Consider the following 23,027-nt stretch of genomic DNA (forward strand, 5'->3'; position numbering starts at 1 on the left):
CACTATTTCCGCCGCTTCGGGGCGGATCCCTTTCCCGAGGCCCAGGGCATCCACATCTCCATCCACGCCTCGGTTCCGGTATTCACCGCCTCGGTCCACTGGGCCTGCCAGGTCCTCATCATCGCCTTCTGCTGGCGCGTGACCTCGGCGGACCATTCGGCCCGGGCGGCGTTGGAGGCCCTGTGATATTCGCTGAGCCAGGCGCTCATGAAGGGGTTCTTCTTGACCATGACCGTCTCCGGAACGAAGTGAACGGTCCATCCTAGCACGGATCGCCCCGCCGGGGCGACCGCCGGCGCGCCATCTCAGTAACCGGCGGCGCGGTCGACGCGGTAAAGCAGCGGCGCGCCCGCCTCGGCGCGGCGGATATTGGCCGCGATCACCCGCGATGCGGTCTCGGGCCGGGTCTCGGCGGCGATATGCGGCGTGACGGTGACCCGGGGATGCTGCCAGAACGGATGATCGGCGGGCAGGGGCTCGGTGCGGAACGTGTCTAGGGTGGCATGGCCCAGATGGCCGTCATCCAGCGCCGCCAGCAAGGCGGCCTCGTCGATCAGCGCCCCGCGACCCGGATTGATCACCACCGCGCCGGGGGGCAGGGCGGCGATGCTCTGCGGGTTCAGGATGTCCTCGGTCTCGGGCGTGCGCGGCAGCAACAGCACCAGGATCTCGGCCCGCTCCAGCGCCTGCTGCAGCCCCTCCTGCCCGGAGAGGCAGGTGATGCCCGCGATCCGCCGGGGGCGGCGGCTCCAGCCCGCCACGTCGAAGCGCAGCGCCGCCAGGGCGGTCGCGCAAGCGCTGCCCAGCTCTCCGAGGCCCAGCACCGTCACCCGGCGGTCGCGCGCCAGCGGCGGCACGGCCTTCTCCCAGCGCGTGGCGCCGATGAATCCGTCGATCCCCAGGTGATGGCGCAGCACATGGCCGGTGACATATTCCACCATACCCTCGGTCAGGCTGTCATCCACCATCCGCGCCAGGGGCTGGGTCAGGGTCGGATTGCCGGTGATCGTCTCCACCCCCGCCCAGAGGCTGAGCACCGCGCGGGCGCGGGTGAAGGGGGTGAAGTCGCTGACCGTGCCGGGCAGGAAGACCAGGTAATCCACCGCTGCCGGATCGGGACAGTCCGGCGAGACCCGCGCCGCGATTCCCTCGGCCGCCAGGGCGTCGCGCAGCGGGGTTTCGTAGCGCGCCCAGTCCTCGGGGCCGCCGGTGAAGAACACGTTGGGGGTCATTGCAGGTTACCTCGGTCGGTGGACATGGGCGCTCTGGACGAGGCCGAAGGCGGCCAGGATCACCATCATCGCCGAGCCGCCATAGCTGACCAGCGGCAGGGGCACGCCCACCACCGGCGCCATGCCCATCACCATCGCCATGTTGACGGAGAAGAACAGGAAGAAGGCCGAGGCGATGCCCAGGATCAGCAGCGAGGAGAACCGGTCGCGATTGGCCATGGCCGAGACGTAGCAGAAGACCAGCACCAGCGCGTAGAGCCCCAGCAGGGAGGAGGCCCCGACGAAGCCGAATTCCTCGGCCAGGGTGGTGAAGATGAAATCGGTGTGCTTCTCGGGCAGGAAGTTCAGCCGCGACTGCGTCCCCTGCATGAAGCCCCGCCCGGTCCAGCCGCCCGATCCCAGCGCGATGGTCGCCTGGGTGATGTGATAGCCCGCGCCCAGCGGGTCGCTGGTCGGGTCCAGGAAGGTGTCGATGCGGCGGAACTGGTAGTCGCGGATCAGCTGCCAGTCGGTCCCGCGCGAGGCCATGACCGCCCAGACCAGCGAGACGCCCGAGGCGATGACCGCCAGGAAATAGCCCCAGTGCACGCCGGCGAACCACATGATGAACCCGCCCCCCGCCAGCAGCAGGATGGCGGTGCCCAGGTCGGGCTGCTTCAGCACCAGCGCGGTGGGCACGAGGATCAGCAGGATCGGCGGCAGCATCCACAAGGGGCGGCTGACCTTGTCGATGTCGAGCCAGTCGTAATAGGCCGCCAGAACCATGATCAGCGCGATCTTCATCAGCTCCGAGGGCTGAAGCTGGAAGAACCCCAGGTCGATCCAGCGCTGCGCGCCCATGCCGATCTCGCCCATGATCTCCACCGCGATCAGCAGCAGGAGCGCGACCGCGTAGGCGACGAAGGAGATGTTGCGCCAGAACCAGATCGGCACCATCGCGACGAACAGCATCACCACCATTCCCGCGGCGAAACGTTCCATCTGCGGCTCCATCCACGGCCGCGGCGATCCGCCGGCCACGGAATAGAGCATCAGGAACCCGACCGAGCAGATCGCGCTGAGCAGGAAGACCAGCGGCCAGTTCAGGTACAGCACCTTGCGCAGGCCCGAGGGCACCGTCCTGACCGCGTATTCGAGATAGCTCATGCCCGGCTCTTTCCGTGCTTCTCGCGGAACTGGGGCCGCATCGGCATCGCCTCGAACCGCGCCGCCACCTCGTCGCGCTGCGAGGAGGGGTAGGCCGATAGCGGCGGCACCCCGCCGGTCATGGCGGCCAGCAGCACGTCGCGCGCGATCGGCGCGGAGATCCCCGAGCCCGATCCCCCGTGCTCGACGATCACCGCGACGGCGTAATGCGGATCCGGGACCGGGCCATAGGCCACGAACAGCGCGTGGTCGCGCCGGTTCCAGGGAAGCTGGTCGTTGCGTGTGACGCCGCGGGCGCGCTCGGCCTTGGAAATGTTGCGCACCTGGCTGGTGCCGGACTTGCCCGCGATGCGCAGCGCCTCATCGGCGACGCGGCTGCCATAGCCGGTGCCGCGATTGGTGTTGCTGACCGCATCCATCCCCGCCTGCACCGCCCGCAGGTTGCGGGGGTTCAGCCCCAGGGGTTCGGCGCTGACCGGCTGTTCCACCCCGTCTATGGTCTTGATCAGCCGCGGCATCACCGCGTTGCCGCTGGCGATGCGGGCGGTCATGACGGCCAGCTGCAGCGGCGAGGCCAGCACGTAGCCCTGGCCGATCGAGGCATTGATCGTGTCGCCGATGCGCCACTCCTGGCCATAGCTGCGGCGTTTCCAGTCCTTGTCGGGGGCGATCCCCTCGGCGATGGCCGAAAGCGGCAGGTCGAAGCGCGTGCCCAGCCCCAGCCGCTTTGCCATCGCGGCGATCCGGTCGATGCCGACCTTCTGGGCGATCTCGTAATAGTAGACGTCGCAGCTCTGCTGCAGCGAGGCGGTGAGGTTCATCATGCCGTGCCCGCCGGAGCGCCAGCAATGGAAGCGCCGCCCGCCGGTCTCCAGGTAGCCCGGGCAGTATTCGCGGCTGTCGGGGGTGATGATGCCCGCCTCCAGCCCGGCCAGGGCGACGACCATCTTGAAGGTGGAGCCGGGCGGGTAGGCGCCCTGGACGGTCTTGGAGGCCAGCGGGCGGTAGCTGTTCTCGGTCAGCGACCGGTAATCGGCGACCGAGATGCCGCGCACGAAGAGGTTGGGGTCGAAGCTGGGCGAGGAGACGGCGGCGGCGATGTCGCCGTTGCGGGTGTCGATCACCACCACCCCCGCGCTTTCCCCCTCCAGCCTGGCCTGGGTGAAGTTCTGCAGCCCGGCATCGATGGTCAGCTGCAGGTTGCGCCCCGAGGCGCCTTCGCTGCGCGACAGCTCCCGCATCACCCGGCCGACGGCATTCACCTCGATCTGGCTGGCGCCAGCCTTGCCGCGCAGGACATCCTCCATCCGCGCCTCGACGCCGGACTTGCCGATCTGGAATTTCGGGATCTGCAGCAGCGGGTCGGGATGCTCCAGCTTCGACAGGTCGTAATCGCTGACCGGGCCCACATAGCCGATGACATGGGCGAAGTCCTGGCCCAGCGGATAGCCCCGCGTCTGGCCCACCTCGGGGCGCACGCCAGGCAGGGCCGGGGCATTGATCGCGACCCGCGCGAGATCCTCCCATGGCAGCTGGTCGCGGACCGTCACCGGCACGAAGGCCGAGCGGCGCGCCACCTCGCGCAGCGTGCGCTCTATATCCGCCTCCTCCAGCGGGATCAGCCCGCTCAGGCGGCGCAGCACCGCCTCCACGTCGCCGGCATCCTCGCGGACGATCACCACGCGGTAATTCTGGTCGTTCTCGGCGATGGGGCGGCCGTTGCGGTCGAAGATCAGCCCGCGCTGCGGCGCCAGAAGCCGCACGTTGATGCGGTTCTCCTCGGCCAGGAGACGGTATTCGTCGGCCTGCTCGACCTGCATGTGGCGCAGCCGGAAGCCCAGCGTGCCCATCACGGCAAGCTGCAGCCCGCCCAGCACCAGCCCGCGGCGGGTGACGATCCCCGCGCTTCGTTCGACATCTTTCTCCGAGCGTCTCATGTGCGTGTCCTTCGGATCACTCCCTGAGGGTAGTCGAGGCGCCGGACCCCGGCAAGGCGCAGCCCCAGCGCGGTCAGCGGATAGGACAGGATCGTGACCGCCGTCGCGGCCAGCATGTCCGCCAGCGGCGCGTGCCGCGCCAGGGTCACGGTCATGGCCAGCCAGTCGGCCAGCGACATGGCGAAGATCACCGTCCCCGCCAGCGCCCATTCCGCCACCACGCCCAGCGGGCGCCCGGTCCGGCGCCGCGCGCGCAGCACCTCGGAGCCGGCGACCATCAGCGCGGCCCAGAGCCCCGGCGGGCGCTGCAGCATCAGATCGGCGGTCAGCATCACCCCCGCGATCAGCAGCACCGGCACCTGCTCGGGCCGCCGCAGCACCCAGGCAAGGGTCAGCGCGCTCAGCAGGTCCGGCCCCGGCCATCCGCCCGGCTCGATCCATAGCGGCATCAGCAGCACCGCCATCGCCGCCAGCGCGATCGCGGCATAGGCGGCGCGCGCCAGCCAGAGCCCCGCCCCGCGCGACCTAGCCATCGGGCAGATGCGGGCCCTGCATCTCCAGCCCGTCGATATGGGGATCGGGCGCCACCAGGGAGCCGGGATCGCCGATCTGTTCGCGCTGCGGCGTGCGCAGCACCTGCACCACCTCGAGGCGCGAGTAATCCGCCGCCAGCCGCACCCGCAGCCGGCCGTCGGGCGTCTGCGCGACCTGGCCGACCAGCAGCCCCGGCGGCAGCACGCCGCCCGCGCCCGAGGTCACCACCCGGTCGCCCGGCCGCACCAGCTCGGCGCTTTCGAGGAACTCGATGAAGGGCGCGACCGAGTTGTCGCCCTGCAGCAGCGCCTTCTGCCCCGAGGGCTGGATCGTCACCGGCACGGCAGAGTTCGAGTCGGTCAGCAGCAGCACCCGCGAGGTGTTGCGCGCCACGCCCGAGATGCGGCCGACCACGCCCAGCCCGTCCATCACCGCCCAGCCGTCGCGGATCCGGTCATGCGCGCCGATATTGATCAGCACCGACTGCCGGAAGGGCGAGCCGGAATCGGCCAGCACGATGCCGCTGACATAGGTCAGCTCGGGGTCGAGCCGGAGGTTGTTGAGGTCCAGCAGCTTGGCATTGCGCTGTTCCAGCTGGATCGCCGCCTCGCGCCAGGCCTTCATCTGCTGCAGCTCGCGGCGCAGCTGCTGGTTCTGCTCGTAGAGTCGGTCGTAGGACTGGAAATCCTCGGCGATCTTGCCCGCCCAGGTCAGCGGCGCGGTGACGAAGGCGAAGCGCGGGGCCAGGTCGTCGATCACCGCCATGCGCAGCCTCTCGGCGCGCGGGCTGTCGATGCGCCAGAACAGGAAGATGCCCAGCAGGAACAGCACCAGCAGCCCGACCAGGATGCGTCTGATCGGGCGGGTATAGGTGGCGCTGCCGTCCTTGTCCTGTGCCAAGCCAGTCCTCTCGACCGGGGCGGACCCCGGTCAGCTTTGCGCGCTCAGCTGTCGTAATCGATCACGTGGCGCAGCAGGTTCTCGTATTCCAGCGCCTTGCCGGTGCCGAGCGCGACGCAGTTCAGCGATTCCTCGGCCACCGAGACGGCCAGGCCGGTCTGCTCGCGCAGCGCCATGTCCAGGTCGCCCAGAAGCGCGCCGCCCCCGGTCAGCATCACGCCGCGATCGACGATGTCGGCGGCCAGGTCCGGAGGCGTGGCCTCCAGCGCGCTCATCACCGCCTCGGTGATCTGCTGCACCGGCTCGGCCAGCGCGTCGGCGACCTGCGCCTGGGTGATCTCGATCTCCTTCGGCACGCCGTTCAAGAGGTCGCGGCCGCGGATCTGCATCGAGGCGCCGCGCCCGTCATCGGGCATGCGGGCGGTGCCGATCGTGGTCTTGATCCGCTCGGCCGTCGCCTCCCCGATCAGCAGGTTGTGCTGGCGGCGCAGGTAGCTGATGATCGCCTCGTCCATGCGGTCGCCGCCGACCCGGACCGAGCGGGCATAGACGATGTCGCCGAGGCTCAGCACCGCCACCTCGGTGGTGCCGCCGCCGATATCGACGACCATGTTGCCGGTCGGATCGGTGATCGGCATTCCCGCGCCGATGGCGGCCGAGATCGGTTCCGCGATCAGCCCGGCGCGGCGCGCCCCCGCCGACAGCACCGACTGGCGGATCGCGCGTTTCTCCACCGGGGTGGCGCCATGGGGCACGCAGACGATGATCTTGGGCTTGGAAAACGTGGTGCGGCGGGCGACCTTGCGGATGAAATGCTTGATCATTTCCTCGGCGACGTCGAAATCGGCGATGACGCCCTCGCGCATCGGCCGGATCGCCTCGATCGAGCCGGGGGTCCGGCCCAGCATCAGCTTGGCATCCTCGCCATAGGCCAGCACCTTCTTGACGCCGTCCTTGACGTGATAGGCGACCACGGAGGGTTCGTTCAGAATGACCCCGCGCCCCTTCACGTAGACCAGCGTGTTCGCCGTGCCGAGGTCGATCGCCATGTCAGACGAGAACAGTCCGCCGAAAAGTCCCATGCGCTGAGGTCCTGTGTGCTGCCCGTGGATACGTTTGTGGTCCGCCGAGTCTGAGCCGCCGGACTGCGCGGCCTTATAAGGAGGGGCGGGCGCCGGCGAAAGGGGCAGATGCGCGCCCCCGCCGCTTTCCGCCCCGCCCGGCGGGCGATCTTCCGCCGGGGGGCGGAAAAAACTGCCGCAAAACCCGGCGCGGGCGGAACCGGGCCGCTCAGCCGCGGACCGCCTCGAACCGCAGCCGGACGTAATCCGCCTGCGCGGTGCCGGTCTCGTCGGTCAGGACCGCCAGGCGGCGGGCGCAATCGGCGATGACCCTGTCTGCCGTGGCCGCATCGAGCCCGCCCAGGAAGGGGGCGCCGAAGGTTGCCAGCCACCCCGCCCAGCCGGTGGGCAGCGGCGTCGGCCGCGGAACAAGCGCGATGCGCAGCACGCGGAAGCCCGCCCGTTCCAGCCGCGCCGCCTGCACCGCCGGGGTGGGGAAGTCCCAAGGCTCGGCGGCGGGACCGGCGCCTGCCGCCTCCAGCGCGGCGCCGAGCGCCAGGCGGATCGCCGCGACATTGCCGAATCCGCCCTGTTCGGCGACCAGCCGCCCGCCGGGCCGGAGCGCGGCGAAGGCGTTTGCCAGCACCGGCTGCGGATCGCGGATCCAGTGCAGCGCGGCATTGGAGAAGACCGCGTCATAGGCGGAGGTGCCGAAAGGCGCGCGCGCATCCTGTTCCAGCACGTCCAGCCCGCGCCCCCGCGCGGCGGCCGCCATGGACGGGTCGGGTTCCAGCCCGGTGACGGTGGCGCCTGCCGCGGCGATGCGCGCGCTCAGCACGCCGTCGCCGCAGCCCAGGTCCAGGATCGCCTCGCCCGGACGGGGGGCGAGGGCGGCGAATATGTCGGCGCCGCGTTCGGCGACGAAGCCCGCGTGATGCGCATAGGCATCCGCATCCCAGGCCTGTCCGGCCCGGGGCGTGTCATGATCGCTCATGGGAGAAACCGGCGAGGCGCGGGGCCTCAGCCGACATCCTTGTAGCTGACGGGGCGGCCGCTGTCGCGCTTGACCAGCAGGCGGTTCAGCGCGCCGACATAGGCCTTGCAGGAAGCGACGACCGTGTCGGTATCGGCGCTCTGGCCGGTGACGATGCGGCCGTCCTCCTCCATCCGCACGCTGACCGTGGCCTGCGCGTCGGTGCCCTCGGTCACGGCATGGACCTGGTAGAGCTGCAGCCGGGCATTGTGCGGCACCAGCGCCTTGACGGCGTTGAAGGCGGCATCCACCGGCCCGTCGCCCTGGGCGGTCACCTGCCGGTCGGTGCCGTCGATGGTCAGGATCAGGTCGGCCGATTGCGGCGCCTCGGTGCCGCAGATCACGCGCAGGAACTTGACCTGGATGCGGTCCAGCTCCTCGCCCGCCACGGTGTCGCGCATCAGCGCCACCAGATCCTCGTCATAGACCTCCTTCTTGCGGTCGGCGAGCGCCTTGAACCGCACGAAGACATCGGCCAGCTGGTTGTCGGCCAGCTCGTAGCCCAGGTCCTTCAGCTTCTGGCGCAGCGCGGCGCGGCCGGAATGCTTGCCCATCACCAGGTTGGTTTCGGTCAGGCCGATATCGGCGGGGCGCATGATCTCGAAGGTCTCGGCATTCTTCAGCATCCCGTCCTGGTGGATGCCGGATTCATGCGCGAAGGCGTTCTTGCCGACCACCGCCTTGTTGTACTGCACCGGGAAGCCCGAGACATTGGCGACCAGGCGGCTGGCCTTCATGATCTTGGTCGTGTCGATGCCGGTGGCGAAGGGCATGACGTCGTTCCTGACCTTCAGCGCCATCACGACCTCTTCCAGCGCGGTATTGCCCGCGCGTTCGCCCAGCCCGTTGATCGTGCATTCGATCTGCCGCGCGCCCGCCTCGACCGCGGCCAGCGAGTTGGCCGTCGCCATGCCCAGGTCGTTGTGGCAATGGGTGGCAAAGATGATCTCGTCGGCGCCGGGGACGTCATTGACCAGCATCTCGATGATCCTGGCGCTTTCGCGCGGGGTGGTGTAGCCCACGGTATCGGGGATGTTGATCGTCGTGGCGCCGGCCTTGATCGCGATCTCGACCACCTTCTTCAGATAGTCATGCTCGGTGCGGATCGCGTCCATCGGCGACCACTGCACGTTGTCGCAGAGGTTGCGCGCATGGGTGACGGTGGCGTGGATCTTCTCCGCCATCGCGTCCTGGCTCAGCTGGGTGATGTCGCGATGCAGCGGCGAGGTGCCGATGAAGGTGTGGATGCGCGGACGGGCGGCGTGCTTCACGGCCTCCCAGGCGCGGTCGATATCCTTGAAATTCGCGCGGGCCAGGCCGCAGATCACGGAATTGACGGAATTCTTCGCGATCTCGCTGACCGCGGCGAAGTCGCCCTCGGAGGCGATGGGAAAGCCTGCCTCGATGATGTCGACGCCCATCTCGTCCAGGAGCGCGGCGATCTCCAGCTTCTCGGCATGGGTCATGGTGGCGCCGGGGCTCTGCTCGCCATCGCGCAGGGTGGTGTCGAAAATCAGCACGCGGGGCTGGTCGGTCATGGGACTTGTCCTGTCTTGCGCCTCGGGGGGCGCGGTCTCTCTTCTCGGTGATGTGGTGCGGCGCGGCGTCTACCCCTGAGCGGTCGCGCCGAATGGCACGCTCAGAGGCGCGTAAGGAGGAGAAGAGCCAGGGACAGGGTCTGTGCGCGATGTGCCATGCCCGGGGTTATAGCGGCTGGTCCGTGAATGAAAAGCGAAAACTGCCCCGGCGGGGCGATGGACCTGCCCCGGCGGATCGCCTAAGCCTTGGCCCGGCAGAGGCAGGGGAAGAGCGATGCGCTGGGGTCTGGCTGTGATCGGGGCATGTCTGGCGGTGATCTTCGCACCGCTGCTGTGGCTGTGGCTGACCGTGCCGATCCGCACGGTGGACAGTGCCGCGCCCGCCGATGCGGCGGTGATCTTCGGGGCGCTGGTCCGGGACGGCGCGATCTCGCCGCTGCATGCCGAGCGGCTGGAGACGGGCGTCGCGCTCTACCGCGCGGGCAAGGCGCAGGTCATCGTCGTCTCCAACGCGCAGCGCGCGGCAACCATTATGAAGGATTTCCTGCTGGAGCAGGATGTGCCCGAGGCGCGGATCGAGATCGACGGCGCGGCGGTCTCCACGCCCGATACCTGCGTCAGCGAGGCGGCCCGGGCCGAGCCGCGCGAGATCCTGCTGGTCAGCCAGGCCTATCACCTGCCGCGCATCGCGCTGCAATGCCGGCGGCTGGGCGTGTCGGGCCAGTATGTCGCCGCGATCCGGCAGACGGGGGAGGACGGGACTTCCCTCTGGACCAAGATCCGCGTGCGGAGCCTGCGCCATACGCGCGAGGCGCTGCTGGTCTGGGCCGAACTGCTGGGCAAGTACCGGGAACTGGAACGGACGGTCCCGCAATAGCCCGAACGCAAACGGCCCCCGCATCGCGGAGGCCGTGGCGGATCATGGCAGGGGCGGGCCGGGCGGCCGGCGGGATCACATCAGCTCGCGCACATCGGTCAGGTGGCCGGTGACGGCCGCCGCCGCGGCCATGGCCGGGCTCATCAGGTGGGTGCGCCCGCCGCGGCCCTGGCGGCCCTCGAAATTGCGGTTCGAGGTCGCCGCGCAGCGTTCGCCGGGGGCGAGCTGGTCGGGATTCATCGCCAGGCACATGGAACAGCCCGCCAGGCGCCATTCGAATCCCGCCTCGCGGAAGATGTCGGCCAGGCCTTCCTCTTCCGCCTGGGCGCGCACGACGCCGGATCCGGGAACGACCATGGCGCGCATGCCGTCCTTGATCTTCTTGCCCTTCACGATGGCCGCCGCGGCGCGCAGATCCTCGATCCGGCCATTGGTGCAGGAGCCGATGAAGACCGTGTCGATCCTGACATCCTCCAGCTTCATGCCGGGGGTCAGGCCCATGTAGTCGAGCGACCGGCGGGCCGCCTCGATCTTGCCGCCGGTGAAATCCTCGGGGGAGGGGACCAGCGCGGTGATCGGCAGGACATCCTCGGGCGAGGTGCCCCAGGTGACGACCGGCGCGATATCCTCGCCCGCGATGGTGACGACCTTGTCCCAATGCGCGTCCTCGTCCGAGAACAGCGTCTTCCACCAGGCGACGGCCTTGTCCCAGTCCTCGGGCTTGGGCGCGTGCGGGCGGCCCTTGACGTAGTCGAAGGTCTTTTCGTCCGGCGCGATCAGGCCTGCGCGGGCGCCGCCCTCGATCGCCATGTTGCAGACGGTCATGCGGCCTTCCATCGACAGGTCGCGGATCGCCTCGCCGCAATACTCGATCACGTAGCCGGTGCCGCCGGCGGTGCCGGTGCGGCCGATCACCGACAGGGTGATGTCCTTGGCGGTGACGCCCGGGCGCAGCTTGCCGGTGATCTCCACCTTCATGTTCTTCGATTTCGTCTGGATCAGCGTCTGCGTGGCCAGGACATGTTCGACCTCGGAGGTGCCGATGCCATGGGCCAGCGCGCCGAAGGCGCCGTGGGTCGCGGTGTGGCTGTCGCCGCAGACCACGGTCATGCCCGGCAGGGTCCAGCCCTGTTCGGGGCCGACGATATGCACGATGCCCTGGCGGATGTCGGAGACGGGATAGTAGTTGATCCCGAAATCGCGGGCGTTCTTGTCCAGCGCCTCGACCTGGATGCGGCTTTCGGGGTTGGTGATGCCGGTGACGCGGTCCTCGGTGGTGGGGACGTTGTGGTCCGGCACCGCGATGGTCTTCTCCGGCGCCCGCACCTTGCGGCCCGCCATGCGCAGGCCCTCGAAGGCCTGCGGGCTGGTCACTTCATGGACCAGGTGGCGGTCGATATACAGCAGGCATGTGCCGTCCTCGGCCTCATGGGCCAGGTGGGCATCCCAGATCTTGTCATACAGGGTTTTCGGCGTGGCGGTGGTCATCGGCAACATCTCCGAACGGGTCGACTTCTAGCTAGGGGGGCTGGGCTGAATCCGGGGCGCTACGGCCCCGTCATAGCCCGGCAAGTACCGTGCAGCGCTGGCCGAAGAAGCGCCACGGCAGGCGGCGCCGGTCGGCGATATCCGTGATCGGTGTCATGGTGCATCGTCTAGCCGGCGCGTCGGTGCGCCGCAAGAGAGCGCGCCGCGGGCAATCGCGGCAGCGTGCGCAGCTCTGCGTTTACAGCCGCTGCCGCGGGGAGTAAGTCCAGTGCATGACTGCTTCGTTTCTCCGCCGCGGCTTTGCCGGTCTCGCCCTTCTGACCCTGTTGACGGCCTGTGCGCCCAAGCCCTGGGACGATCCGATCCAGGTCACCCAGCTGGTCCGGCTGGAGCCCGGGGATTTCCGCGTCCGCACCCAGATCCCCGCCGGGCTGGGCGAGACGGGGCAGGCGCTGTTCCACTGGACGATCGTCACGCATGACGACCAGGCGGAGTCGGTCGAGGATCTTGAAATGGTGCGCGTCGGCGATCCGGTGCCGCAGGGCAACGGCATGACCGAAGTGACCTACAAGCTGACGCCGGCGGGCTACAAGACCTTCCAGACCCAGCAGATCCGCCAGCGCGCGCAGCTCTTGGCGGGCTATTACTACCTGGGGGTCGCGGTCATTCCCGACCTGTGCCGGATGGCCGGGACGGATGCGCGGCGGGATTACGTGGTCTCGGTGCTGTTCAACGGCAGGAACGGCGAGAAGATCACCACCTTCCGCCTGGATACCCCCGCCTCCGAGATCCAGCCGCAGGTCGGGTTCTGTGTCTGAGCCGCGCCGGTGGGGCGCCGCCCTTGCGGCGGCGGCCGGGCTGCTGGGGCTTGCGGGCTGCGCGGGACCGGCCGCGCAGGACCGCGAGGCGCTGGCCAAGCTGTTCTGGACCCCGCCTGCCAGCCTGGCCGCCGAGACGCGCCTTCCCGAAGGCCTGGGCACGGCAGGGCCGATTCGCCTGGTGATGGTGCTGGAGGAGACCGGCGGCGGTGCGGCGCGCAGCGAGAGCTTCACCCTGGCGCCGCCCGAGGGCGGGGCGCAGGGGCATCGCCTGCGGCGCGCGGATTACCGGCGCTTCAGCCAGTTCCAGAACCGCGTCGTGGCCAGCATCGGGTTGCAGGCGCAGGTGGATGTGGAGCTGATGGTGCCCTATTGCCGCAAGCCTGCACAGGCGCCGGGAAGCGGCGCGCCGGTGGTCGCGCTGGCGGATCTGCGCGACGGCTCGGTCCTGATGTCCAGCGCGGCCCCGGTGAGCGCGCGGGGCATGTATGCGCAGCTTCCTGCCTGTGCCTGATCGGGCGGTCGCGGCGGGGCGGCGCTGGTCCATTGAGGCGACCCGCGTTTTTTGCTATTCTGGTTTCGCAATGAGCGTCGCCTTCACTCCGACGCATGTCCAAGGAGGACAATGTTCTGTCTCTTAGCCATGAGGTGGCGGCGATGACCGCCGCATCTGCATCGCCCCTGCACGGGGCATCCGGGGAACCATCCGGCGACAGCATGCTGGATCAGATCCTCGCCTCCCTCGACTCCGACAAGGCAGAGGACGTGGTCGCCATCGACCTGCGCGGCCGCTCCGAGATGGCGGATCACATGGTGATCGCCACCGGGCGTTCCTCGCGCCAGGTCGCGGCGCTTGCCGAAAAGCTGACCGAACGGGTCAAGACCGCCTTCGGAACCAGCTGCAAGATCGAGGGCAAGGATCACGGCGACTGGGTGCTGATCGATACCGGCGATGTCATCGTCCATATCTTCCGCCCGGAAGTGCGGGAATTCTACCAGCTCGAAAAGATGTGGATGCCGTCGGGGACCGCTGCGCGGAGCTGAGCGATGCGCATCCGGATCTGCGCCACCGGCCGCGTGCGGGGCGGGCCGGAGGCGGCTCTGATCGACGTTTACCTGACCCGTTTCGGCCGGACCGGGCGCAGCCTTTCGCTGGGCCCGGCCGAGCTGCACGAGGTGGAGGCGAAGAAGGGCGGCGCCGCGGAAGAGGCGCGGCTTCTGCTGCGGGGCGTCCCCGACGGCGCGCGGCTGATCGCGCTGGACGAACGCGGGCGGCAGATGGGATCGCCCGATTTCGCCGGCCTGCTGGCCGGCTGGCGCGATGACGGGATCGGCGATGTCGCCTTCGCCATCGGCGGCGCCGAGGGCCATGCGCCCGAATTGCGCGACCGGGCGGATCTGCTGCTGAGTTTCGGGACGATGGTCTGGCCGCATATGCTGGCCCGCGTCATGCTGGCCGAACAGCTGTACCGCGCGGCCACGATCCTGGCCGGATCTCCCTACCACAAGGCATGACGCCGTCCGGATGACGGGCGGCAGCCCGCTCCGGCGCCGCCCGGGCGCGGACCGGGCTATGCCCCCTCCCCGGCAGGAGAGGGGGCGCGCCTTCAGTGATGGCCGCTGAGCACCAGGGTCTGCACCGGCATCAGCAGGGCCTGCATGCGCAGGATGGCGGCATGGACGATGCCCACCGTGTCGATCACGTGCAGTCTGAGATGTTCGAACGTGCCGACATCGTCCTGCGCCAGGCGGTCGTGGTTGGACGTGTAGGCATTGCCCATGCAGGCGCTGCCCGGCGGGATCGGCGCGACCTGTTCGGGCCAGAGCGGTTCCATGAACACCGTCAGCGAGCCGGGCGGCCGGGCGCCGACATCGATCAGCGAATCCGTCGGGCGGAACTGGCCGGCGGAGATCACGTCCTGCACCTCGGTGACGACCATCGGGATCACCTTGAACGGATTGGAGACGCAGACGATCTCCGTCAGCATGCCGGGCCGGATCACCTGGGCGGAAATCTGGTCGAAGCCCGCCGCGTAGCGCAAGCCGTAATTCTCCGTGGCCACCAGCACCCCGGCGGGACGCAGCATCGGGTTGACCACGTCGCCGACGGCCAGGGCGAATTGTTCCACCCGGCCCTTGATCCCGGCCGAGACGACGGTGCGCGCAAGGTTCGCCTCGGCCTCGGCCAACGCGGCCCGGGCGGCATCGCGCTGCGCCGGAAGCAGGGTCGTCACCTTGGCCTCCACCGCCTCCAGGTTGGAGCTGGCCGCGCCCACGGAGCCCTGGCGCTGGTCGACGGTGTTCTGCATGCGGCGGACATCCTGTTCGCTGACCGCGTTCGACCCGCGGTCGAACAGGGTCTGGCGGGTGTCCAGTTCGTCCTGCGCCTGCTGCAGCGCGCCCATGGCGGCGTCCACCTGCCCCTTGGCGGCGGCGATTTCCGAGGCGCCCACGGCGATCGAGGCCTCGACCTCGGCCAGCTGCGACCGGGCGGCCTCGACCGCGGCCTGCTGGCGCGAATCGTCGATCCGGAACAGCGGCTGTCCCGGTTCCACCTCGTCGAAGTTGTTCACCATGATCTCGGTCACGCGGCCGATGGTTTCGGGCATGATCGTGACGGTGCGGTAGAAGGAGGTCACGCTGGTCGTGGCCGGGTGATAGTAGAAAATCACCGTGATCAGCGAGATGGTCAGCACCGCGCAGGAGGTGATCCCGTAGCGCAGTTCGTACCACATGGAATAGAGGTTGATCTCCTTGCCGATCCGCTTGCCCTGCCGGTAGCGGCGGAACAGGTAATCCGGCAGGATCGTCAGCATCGAGCAGAACATGAACTCAAACATGCGGCGGGGTCTCCTTGGCGGGGGCCGGGTCCGCGGGTTCCCCCGACAGGCGCCTGAGCGAGCGCGCCATGGAATTCAGCGGCGAGACGACATCCGGCGGATTGATCGCCGCGATGACGATGGCGATGACCCAGAAGATGTTGTTATGCGTCAGGAGCGCGATCAGCGTCAGGATGCCGATCAGCTGAAGCTGGGTGTGGTTCGCCTTGTGCGCCATCCGGTCGGGGATGGAATGCAGGTTGAGATAGAAGACCCCGATCCCCAGCACGGCGACCACCACGAAGATCGCGATGATCGCGAACAGCGTGTCGGTCTGTCCTGGTCCGGTGATGAAAAATGGCAGGTGCTCCGGCACCAGCCCGTTCGTTGGGTCCGCCATGCAGTGTCTCCCTTGATGGCGCGCCGGTCTCCTGGCGCGCCGGTCCCGTCGGTTCGCAATACCGTCCATAGCCGTATCGGTCCTTTCCCGGAAGCGGTTGCGGGGGCGCGCCGCTGCGGGCGGTGCATCCGGGTCGCGGTGCAGCGAATCACCAGGCTCTCCGCGGCGGGCTTTCCGGGCACCTGCCGCTGAAACGGGCAGATGACCGCTGATTGCGCAGTCTCGGAACGGGCATGGCGCGGGCCTCTTTTCCGGGCCCGGCGCGCGTCGGACGGGCCGTCCCGGGGCGGATGAAATGCCCGCGCGGCGGAGCGCGGCCGTCCCCGTTCCGGCGGGGCGGCCCGGCTCCCGGGGCGCTCTCGGTCCGGGCGGCGGGGCATTGGCGGCCGGGGCGGGCCGGAGCCCGTCAACAAGGGGCCGCCGCATGCAAGTCCCTGAATTTCATGTGGCCGTTACAATATCGCCGGGGCCGGCGAATGGGCCGGGACCCGGCGCGGGCGGGCTTGTGCCGACCCTCGGTCTCATGGCGGCGGCGATGGTGCCGCAACGCGGCAATTCTTCCCGTCTCGATATCGGGATGGGGGAGGGGATGCCATGAAAAGAAGGTTTCCGGTCAATGAACGGACGCCCTCGCTGCCGTGCTGCGCTGCAGCGTGGCAATCTGACACGACGGCGCGGGCGAGGATGTAATTTTCCGGAAAGGGTCAGGGCCTCACCCTCATTTCATGACCAAGCTCGCAGCCATTGTCGCTCCCGCCCTCGCCCTGCTGGCAGCCGCCCCGCCGGTCATGTCAGCAGATCTGACGCTTCTGAGAAGCTTTGAATATGCGGGGCCCTCGGGGCTCAGCTATGACAGCCGCTATTGCGGGATCTGGGTCGCCAGCGAGTCGCGCGACGTGCGGCTGATCACTCCCTGGGGGGATGAGATCATGGGGTTCGAGGCCGGGCTGAGCCGGGTCGATGCGATCGCGATGGACGGGGACGCGCTGGTGCTGTCCGATGGCAACGGCCTGTACCAGCGGGTGGATCGAAGCGGCGCGGCCCTGGGCGAGACCTTCCGCCTGGCGGGGATCCTCACCGATACCGACGGGCTCTATGTCGATCCCGCGTCCGGCGACTACTGGGTCGCCGATGACGGGATCGCCGAGCTGGTGCGCGTCAGCGCCGCGGGCGCGGTCACGCGGCGGGTCGACGGCGCGTCGCAATCCGCCCCGCTGATGGAGCCGCAGGGCATCACCCGCGATCCGCGCTCGGGCCATTTCCTGGTGGTCGACGATGCCGATGCCTCCGACAGCCTGTTCGAATTCGACGCGCAGGGGCGGCTTCTGGACGTGATCCCGCTGGGCGGCGGCGGCTATGACGCCGAGGGGATCACCGTGCAGCCCGATACCGGGACGGTCTTCATCGCCTATGATGACGGGGACAGGATCGCCGCCTTCTCGTATGTGCCGACCGGCGACGACGACATAGGCCCGCTTGCCGCCGCCTCGGCCGAACCCGGCGGCTGTGTCCTGTCGGGCCTGCCGGGGCGGGGCGCCGCGCGGCACGGCTAGGGGACCGGCCGCAGCCAAAAGTCGCGATCCGGCAGCGTGCAACGGGCCTCGCCGCAGGGCGCCATCCGGGCTAGTCTGCGCCGCAGCGGAACCCGGAACGGAGCATGACCGACTATGAAAACCTGGCTGAAATGGCTGCTCGTGGGGGCGGCCTCCGTCGCCTTCGGCATTCTCGCGCTGAGCAACACGGTGCTGGCCTCCGTCTCCGTCACCATCCTGACGGCGATCCTGCTGGTCGTGGCGGGCGTCTTCCAGATCATCGCGGGCTTCACCGACCAGGGCATCGGCAACAAGGTGTGGAACGTCCTTCTGGGGCTGCTGATGCTGGTGCTGGGCATCTCCTTCTGGACCAATCCGCTGGAAGGCGCGGTGTCGCTGGCGCTTTTGGTGACGATCCTGATCGCGGCGGGGGGCATCCTGCGCATGGTGCTGGCCTGGCAGATGCGCCAGACCCGGTATTTCTGGGCGATGCTGGTCTCGGGCGCGGTGTCGATCCTGCTGGCCGCGCTCATCTTCGCGGATTTTCAGACGCTCTCGGTGCAGATCCTCGGCATCTTCCTGGGGATCGAGCTGTGCTTCAACGGCTTCAGCCTGATCGTGCTGGCCTTCTTCCTGCGCCGCCATCCCGAGTTCCTCGACCGGCTCAAGCGGCGCTGAGGGGGCGGGGCGGCTTGTCCTCGGGGCCGGGCTCGGCTAAGCCCGGTTCCGTCAAGACGGGGCGGCAAGGGCTGCCGGTTCCGCGGCAAGGAGGCCAGGATGGAGAAGTTCACCAAGATCACCGGTGTCGCGGCGCCCATGCCGCTGATGAATATCGATACCGACATGATCATTCCCAAGCAGTTCCTGAAGACGATCAAGCGCTCGGGTCTCGGGGTGAACCTGTTCGACGAGATGCGCTATGACGCGGATGGCAACGAGATCCCCGGTTTCGTGCTGAACCAGCCGGCCTATCGCGAGGCCAAGATCATCGTCGCGGGCGACAATTTCGGCTGCGGGTCCTCGCGCGAACACGCGCCCTGGGCGCTGCTGGATTTCGGCATCCGCTGCGTGATCTCCACCAGCTTCGCCGACATCTTCTACAACAACTGCTTCAAGAACGGCATCCTGCCGATCATCCTGCCGCAGGAAGACATCGACAAGCTGATGGACGATGCCGGGCGCGGCGCCAATGCGGTGATCTCGGTCGATCTGGAAAACCAGGTCATCACCGGCCCGGACGGGGGCTCCGTCTCCTTCGAGGTCGATCCCCATCGCAAGCACTGCCTGCTCAACGGGCTCGACGATATCGGACTGACGCTCGAGAAGGCCGCGGCGATCGATGCCTTCGAGGCCAGCGCCGGGGCGGATCGCCCCTGGGTCTGACCCGGATCCGGCAAGACTTCGTTAACCTTGTTGCGGGAGCCTGCGGCCATGTGGCTGCGGGCTCTTTTCCTTTGTCTCTGGGGGGCGGCCGCCCCGGCCGCGGAGCTGCGCGTCGCCGTCTATAACGCGGAGCTCGACCGCGAGGGGCCGGGGCTGTTGCTGCGCGACATCCTGCGCGGCGCAGAGGATGTCGCGGCGGCGGCGGCTCTGATCGCGCGGGTCTCGCCCGATATCCTGCTGCTGACGCGGTTCGATTACGATCTGGACCTTGCCGCCCTGTCGGCCTTCAACGACCGTCTCGGCCCCGCCCGCTATCCGCATCTTTTCGCGCTCAGGCCCAATACCGGCCGGGCGACGGGGCTGGACCTGGACCGCGACGGCCGTCTGGGCGAGCCCGAGGATGCGCAGGGTTTCGGCCGTTTCGCCGGGCAGAACGGCATGGCGATCCTGTCGCGCCATCCTTTCGGTCCCGCGCGGGATTTCAGCGCGCTGCTATGGCGCGACCTGCCCGGCGCGAGGCTGCCGATGGCGGGGGCGGGTCCGTTCTGGGGGGCGGAGGTGCTGGATCACCTGCGGCTGTCCACCACCGGCCATTGGGACGTGCCGGTCGGGATCGGCGACCGGGTTCTGCATCTTCTGGCCTTCCATGCCAGTCCGCCGGTCTTCGACGGGCCGGAGGACCGCAACGGGCTGCGCGCGGCGGAGGAACTGCGGTTCTGGCGGCTCTATCTCGACGGCGCCTTCGGGCCGCCCCCGCCGGTCTTCGTGCTGCTGGGCACGGCTAATATTGATCCCGGCAAGGGGGACGGGCGGCGCGCGGAGATGCGCGCGTTGCTGGAGGATCCGCGGCTGCAGGATCCGGCCCCCGCGGACGGAACAGGCGGCACCGACACGGCCGATTTCGGCGCGGCGCCGGGGCGGCTGCGCACCGACTATCTTCTGCCTGCCGCGGGGATCTCGGTGCAGGCGGCGGGGCTGGCCTGGCCGGAGGCGGCGGAGGGCGGGCGGCACGCGCTGGTCTGGGCCGATCTGCGCCTCCCGCCGCCTTGACGGTCGCCGGGGCAGGGGCTACGCCGCTTGGCGATCGTTTCGAGAGGAGACCCCCATGACGACGCCTTCCCTGTTGATCCTCGCCGGTGACGGCATCGGCCCCGAAGTGATGGCAGAGGTGCGCCGCGTCATCGGCTGGTTCGGCGACAAGCGCGGCCTGACTTTCGACGTGACCGAGGATCTGGTCGGTGGGGCGGCCTATGACGCGCATGGCACGCCTTTGACCGACGAGACGATGGCCAAGGCCCAGTCGGTGGACGCGGTCCTGCTGGGCGCCGTGGGCGGTCCGAAATACGACGCGCTGGATTTCTCGGTGAAGCCCGAGCGCGGCCTGCTGCGCCTGCGCAAGGAGATGGACCTGTTCGCCAACCTGCGCCCGGCCCAGTGTTTCGACGCGCTGGCGGATTTCTCGTCGCTGAAGAAGGACGTGGTCGCCGGGCTCGACATCATGATCGTGCGCGAACTGACCTCGGGCATCTATTTCGGCGAGCCCCGCGGGATCATCACCGAAGGCAACGAGCGCGTGGGCATCAACACGCAGCGCTATACCGAATCCGAGATCGAGCGCGTCGCCCGCAATGCCTTCGAGCTGGCCATGAAGCGCGGCAAGAAGCTGTGTTCCATGGAAAAGGCCAATGTCATGGAATCCGGCGTGCTGTGGCGCGAGGTCGTCACCCGGGTCGGCGCCGACTATCCCGAGGTCGAGCTGAGCCACATGTATGCCGATGCCGGCGCGATGCAGCTGTGCCGCTGGCCCAAGCAGTTCGACGTCATCGTCACCGACAACCTCTTCGGCGACCTGCTGTCGGACGCTGCCGCCATGCTGACCGGCTCGCTCGGGATGCTGCCCTCCGCCTCGCTCGGCGCGCCGATGGAGAACGGCCGTCCCAAGGCGATGTACGAACCCGTGCACGGATCGGCCCCCGACATCGCGGGCCAGGGCAAGGCCAACCCGATCGCCTGCGTGCTCAGCTTTGCCATGGCGCTGCGCTACAGCTTCGATCTGGGCGACGAGGCCGACCGGCTGGAATCCGCGGTCAGCGCCGTGCTGGAAAAGGGCGTGCGCACTGCCGACCTGCTGGGCGAGGAGGGCGTGACGCCGGTCTCCACCACGGGCATGGGGGATGCCATCCTGGCGGCCCTCGACGAAAGTCTCTGATCCGTTCACCCGGATTTTTGAAGAACACGGCTTTACTGCCCCCGGAACCGGTGCGACGGTTCCGGGGGCGGAACTTTTTCTGCACCTGCGAAATGTATCTATCTGTACGGACGCGAATCCCCGCAAGAGGTATCATGTCGTTTGCCAAGTCCCCGACGGTGCAGGGTGCGCTGTCCTCGCTCGCCGCCTTCGCAATCTTTTCGACCCATGACGTCGTGGTGAAATTCCTGGGCGCGGATTTCTCGTCATTCCAGATCGTGTTCTTCTCGGTGCTCTTCGGCTTTCCCGTGGTGACGGTGATGCTGATGCGCGACCGCACCGACGGCAACCTGCGGCCGCGCTATCCGCTATGGACCGGGCTGCGGACGGTGGCGCAGGTGACCACCTCTGTCTGCGTCTTCTACGCCTTCTCGGCGCTGCCGATGGCGCAGACCTACGCGATCCTCTTCGCGACGCCGCTGCTGATCACGCTGCTGGCCATCCCGATGCTGGGCGAGAAGGTCGGCTGGCAGCGCGGGGCGGCGGTGCTGGCGGGTCTGGCCGGGGTGATGGTGGTGCTGCAGCCCGGCTCGACCCAGCTGACCCTGGGACATGCCGCGGCGCTGGTCGGGGCCTTCTCGGGCTCCTTCGCGGCGGTCATCATGCGCAAGGTCGGCCGCGACGAACGCAACGCGGTGCTGATGCTTTATCCGATGGTCGCCAATTTCCTGGTGATGGGGGCGGTTCTGCCCTTCGTCTACCAGCCGGTGCATGTCCAGCATCTGGGCGGGTTCTTCATGATGGCGGTGCTGGGATTCTCGGCGACGCTCCTGCAGATCCTGGCCTATCGCACGGCCTCGGCCGTGACGGTGGCGCCGATGCAGTATTCCCAGATCATCTGGGCGGCGCTGTACGGCTACCTGTTCTTCAGCGAGAATGTCGACTGGAACACTGTCCTGGGGGCCGCGATCATCATTGCCAGCGGTGTCTTCATCGTCCTGCGCGAGGATTCCAAGCCCGGATCCGGCGCCCCGGTCCTGTCCACCCGCGGCCGGTACGTGCAGGGCACGCTGCCGCGGCTGGGCAGCATGGCGCGGCTGGTGAAAAGATCCCGCATTCCGGCGGAATAGTCGAATTCGGGCCTTGCGCTCCCCGGCGCGGGGCTGTAGATCGCCGCTACTTGATCGGAGTGTAGCTCAGCCTGGTAGAGCACTGTCTTCGGGAGGCAGGGGTCGGAGGTTCGAATCCTCTCACTCCGACCAAGTCAAATCAGGGTTTCGACCCTGATGCCAGATGCCCCCAAAATTCCCTGATCCGCGAGGCCCCGCAACCTGGGGCCGATGATTTCTTTCGCCGACATGAAACCCCGCCAGCAGGTGCGCGTGCGACCGGGTTGATGGCGTTGGCGAGATTTGCGCGGGGCAAACCGCCAAAGCCCCTTTTCGGCACCCTCCGGGAACCCTGCCGCGCTGTTGCCGGGGCGGGGCTGGCGGTCGGCCGCGTCCTGCCACCGGGCGAGGAGGCTTTCGTCGTCCGGGCCAGCCCTGGTTCATGTTGCTGCGGATGCCGCCGCAAGGTCGAAGGCTTGGCCTCGGCAGGGTAACGAGGAACGGCCATATGGCGCGGCCGCCAGCAAGGTTCCGATCGCGCTGACGGGATCACGAGCGAAACCAGACAACTCGGTCTTCGGGCGGTCCCGGGCCGGGGTGCAGGTCAACCGAATGGCAGAGGTTCCGGAAATTTGCAGGAGCGTGGGGCCCCAGGTCAGTCCCTGTTTCCTCCTCGTCGTAAGCGGTGCTCCCGGATCACTTGATCTCAGGTTGACGGCTTGAAATTCCACGGCAGAAGTTCGTCGATCCGTTTCTGCGGATGTCCGGCGGCGATCGCCTCCAGCGTGGCCTTGAGATAGGCGAAGGGCTCGACGCCGTTGATCTTCGCCGTCTCGATCAGCGAGGCAATGCGGCCCCAGGCACGGCCGCCCTCGTCATGGCCCGCGAACAGCGCGTTCTTTCGGTTCAAAGCAATCGGGCGGATCAGGTTCTCCACGGAATTGGAGTCGATCTCGACCCGGCCGTCTTTCAGGAAGGTCTGCAGGCTGACCTTGCCCCCGGATCCCGGACTGGGAGTTAGATTACTCGCAG

24 protein-coding genes and 1 tRNA gene are annotated in these 23,027 nt (G+C 68.5%); 12 read left to right on the top strand and 13 right to left on the bottom strand.

Features of this window, described 5'->3' with window-relative positions; all coding sequences use genetic code 11:
- Nucleotides 1–2: 2 nt before the first annotated feature.
- From ICN82_RS13195 to ICN82_RS13235, 9 genes are all read right to left on the bottom strand, one after another.
- The gene (locus ICN82_RS13195) at nt 3–230 is read right to left on the bottom strand and encodes a hypothetical protein (protein ID WP_193183533.1); all 228 of its coding nucleotides are present in this window, start codon (nt 228–230) and stop codon (nt 3–5) included.
- Nucleotides 231–305: 75 nt separating this feature from the next.
- Nucleotides 306–1,232: a 2-hydroxyacid dehydrogenase gene (locus tag ICN82_RS13200; protein WP_193183535.1), complete on the bottom strand. Its 927-nt coding sequence runs from the start codon at nt 1,230–1,232 to the stop codon at nt 306–308.
- 6 nt (nt 1,233–1,238) lie between these two features.
- The gene (gene rodA / locus ICN82_RS13205) at nt 1,239–2,378 is read right to left on the bottom strand and encodes a rod shape-determining protein RodA (protein WP_193183537.1); all 1,140 of its coding nucleotides are present in this window, start codon (nt 2,376–2,378) and stop codon (nt 1,239–1,241) included.
- Nucleotides 2,375–4,315: a penicillin-binding protein 2 gene (mrdA, locus tag ICN82_RS13210; protein ID WP_193183539.1), complete on the bottom strand. Its 1,941-nt coding sequence runs from the start codon at nt 4,313–4,315 to the stop codon at nt 2,375–2,377. The genes rodA and mrdA overlap by 4 nt, the downstream gene beginning before the upstream one ends.
- Nucleotides 4,312–4,848: a rod shape-determining protein MreD gene (locus ICN82_RS13215; protein ID WP_193183541.1), complete on the bottom strand. Its 537-nt coding sequence runs from the start codon at nt 4,846–4,848 to the stop codon at nt 4,312–4,314. Before ICN82_RS13215 ends, mrdA begins: the two co-directional genes overlap by 4 nt.
- On the bottom strand, nt 4,841–5,749 hold the full coding sequence (gene mreC / locus ICN82_RS13220) for a rod shape-determining protein MreC (RefSeq protein ID WP_193183543.1): 909 nt from the start codon (nt 5,747–5,749) through the stop codon (nt 4,841–4,843). Before mreC ends, ICN82_RS13215 begins: the two co-directional genes overlap by 8 nt.
- A gap of 44 nt (nt 5,750–5,793) precedes the next feature.
- Nucleotides 5,794–6,831, bottom strand: coding sequence for a rod shape-determining protein (locus ICN82_RS13225; RefSeq protein ID WP_193183545.1), 1,038 nt, complete (start codon nt 6,829–6,831; stop codon nt 5,794–5,796).
- A gap of 208 nt (nt 6,832–7,039) precedes the next feature.
- Nucleotides 7,040–7,804 (bottom strand): class I SAM-dependent methyltransferase, encoded by a 765-nt coding sequence (locus ICN82_RS13230; protein ID WP_193183546.1) that lies wholly within the window; start codon nt 7,802–7,804, stop codon nt 7,040–7,042.
- Nucleotides 7,805–7,830: 26 nt separating this feature from the next.
- Complete coding sequence (locus ICN82_RS13235; protein ID WP_193183549.1) at nt 7,831–9,381, bottom strand: 2-isopropylmalate synthase; 1,551 nt, start codon at nt 9,379–9,381, stop codon at nt 7,831–7,833.
- A 274-nt stretch (nt 9,382–9,655) separates the two neighbouring features.
- On the opposite strand from ICN82_RS13235, the gene ICN82_RS13240 reads away from it, so the two are divergent.
- On the top strand, nt 9,656–10,258 hold the full coding sequence (locus tag ICN82_RS13240) for a SanA/YdcF family protein (protein WP_193183551.1): 603 nt from the start codon (nt 9,656–9,658) through the stop codon (nt 10,256–10,258).
- 75 nt (nt 10,259–10,333) lie between these two features.
- On the opposite strand, the gene leuC is transcribed toward ICN82_RS13240, so the two are convergent.
- A complete protein-coding gene (gene leuC, locus ICN82_RS13245) occupies nt 10,334–11,746 on the bottom strand; it encodes a 3-isopropylmalate dehydratase large subunit (protein ID WP_193183553.1) in 1,413 nt (470 codons plus the stop codon).
- Nucleotides 11,747–12,018: 272 nt separating this feature from the next.
- Between leuC and ICN82_RS13250 the strand changes: the two genes are divergently transcribed.
- The 4 genes from ICN82_RS13250 to rlmH all read left to right on the top strand — a co-directional run bounded on the left by ICN82_RS13250 (nt 12,019) and on the right by rlmH (nt 14,079).
- A complete protein-coding gene (locus tag ICN82_RS13250) occupies nt 12,019–12,564 on the top strand; it encodes a hypothetical protein (RefSeq protein ID WP_193183555.1) in 546 nt (181 codons plus the stop codon).
- Complete coding sequence (locus ICN82_RS13255) at nt 12,557–13,078, top strand: hypothetical protein (RefSeq protein ID WP_193183557.1); 522 nt, start codon at nt 12,557–12,559, stop codon at nt 13,076–13,078. The genes ICN82_RS13250 and ICN82_RS13255 overlap by 8 nt, the downstream gene beginning before the upstream one ends.
- A gap of 203 nt (nt 13,079–13,281) precedes the next feature.
- Entirely contained in the window at nt 13,282–13,608 is a 327-nt protein-coding gene (rsfS, locus tag ICN82_RS13260; RefSeq protein ID WP_407943765.1) for a ribosome silencing factor, read from the top strand.
- A 3-nt stretch (nt 13,609–13,611) separates the two neighbouring features.
- A complete protein-coding gene (rlmH, locus tag ICN82_RS13265; protein ID WP_193183568.1) occupies nt 13,612–14,079 on the top strand; it encodes a 23S rRNA (pseudouridine(1915)-N(3))-methyltransferase RlmH in 468 nt (155 codons plus the stop codon).
- A gap of 92 nt (nt 14,080–14,171) precedes the next feature.
- On the opposite strand, the gene ICN82_RS13270 is transcribed toward rlmH, so the two are convergent.
- Nucleotides 14,172–15,404 carry an HlyD family secretion protein gene (locus ICN82_RS13270; RefSeq protein WP_193183570.1) on the bottom strand — a complete coding sequence of 411 codons (1,233 nt, stop codon included), beginning with the start codon at nt 15,402–15,404 and terminating at the stop codon, nt 14,172–14,174.
- Nucleotides 15,397–15,783 carry a hypothetical protein gene (locus ICN82_RS13275; RefSeq protein WP_193183572.1) on the bottom strand — a complete coding sequence of 129 codons (387 nt, stop codon included), beginning with the start codon at nt 15,781–15,783 and terminating at the stop codon, nt 15,397–15,399. The genes ICN82_RS13270 and ICN82_RS13275 overlap by 8 nt, the downstream gene beginning before the upstream one ends.
- Nucleotides 15,784–16,508: 725 nt before the next feature.
- On the opposite strand from ICN82_RS13275, the gene ICN82_RS13280 reads away from it, so the two are divergent.
- From ICN82_RS13280 to ICN82_RS13310, 7 genes are all read left to right on the top strand, one after another.
- The gene (locus tag ICN82_RS13280; protein ID WP_193183574.1) at nt 16,509–17,336 is read left to right on the top strand and encodes an NHL repeat-containing protein; all 828 of its coding nucleotides are present in this window, start codon (nt 16,509–16,511) and stop codon (nt 17,334–17,336) included.
- 114 nt (nt 17,337–17,450) lie between these two features.
- Complete coding sequence (locus ICN82_RS13285; protein ID WP_193183576.1) at nt 17,451–17,993, top strand: HdeD family acid-resistance protein; 543 nt, start codon at nt 17,451–17,453, stop codon at nt 17,991–17,993.
- A gap of 99 nt (nt 17,994–18,092) precedes the next feature.
- Entirely contained in the window at nt 18,093–18,698 is a 606-nt protein-coding gene (gene leuD, locus ICN82_RS13290; protein ID WP_193183578.1) for a 3-isopropylmalate dehydratase small subunit, read from the top strand.
- A 48-nt stretch (nt 18,699–18,746) separates the two neighbouring features.
- Complete coding sequence (locus ICN82_RS13295; protein ID WP_193183580.1) at nt 18,747–19,748, top strand: endonuclease/exonuclease/phosphatase family protein; 1,002 nt, start codon at nt 18,747–18,749, stop codon at nt 19,746–19,748.
- Between the two features lie 55 nt (nt 19,749–19,803).
- Complete coding sequence (gene leuB, locus ICN82_RS13300) at nt 19,804–20,907, top strand: 3-isopropylmalate dehydrogenase (protein ID WP_193183582.1); 1,104 nt, start codon at nt 19,804–19,806, stop codon at nt 20,905–20,907.
- 134 nt (nt 20,908–21,041) lie between these two features.
- Nucleotides 21,042–22,016 carry a DMT family transporter gene (locus tag ICN82_RS13305; RefSeq protein ID WP_193183583.1) on the top strand — a complete coding sequence of 325 codons (975 nt, stop codon included), beginning with the start codon at nt 21,042–21,044 and terminating at the stop codon, nt 22,014–22,016.
- Nucleotides 22,017–22,071: 55 nt separating this feature from the next.
- Nucleotides 22,072–22,148, top strand: a tRNA-Pro gene (locus tag ICN82_RS13310).
- A gap of 553 nt (nt 22,149–22,701) precedes the next feature.
- On the opposite strand, the gene ICN82_RS13315 is transcribed toward ICN82_RS13310, so the two are convergent.
- Nucleotides 22,702–23,027, bottom strand: a 326-nt coding sequence (locus tag ICN82_RS13315) for a transposase domain-containing protein (RefSeq protein WP_193183585.1), incomplete at its 5' end; no start/stop codon positions are given.

Source organism: Mangrovicoccus algicola (assembly GCF_014903745.1).
Lineage (GTDB): Bacteria > Pseudomonadota > Alphaproteobacteria > Rhodobacterales > Rhodobacteraceae > Mangrovicoccus > Mangrovicoccus algicola.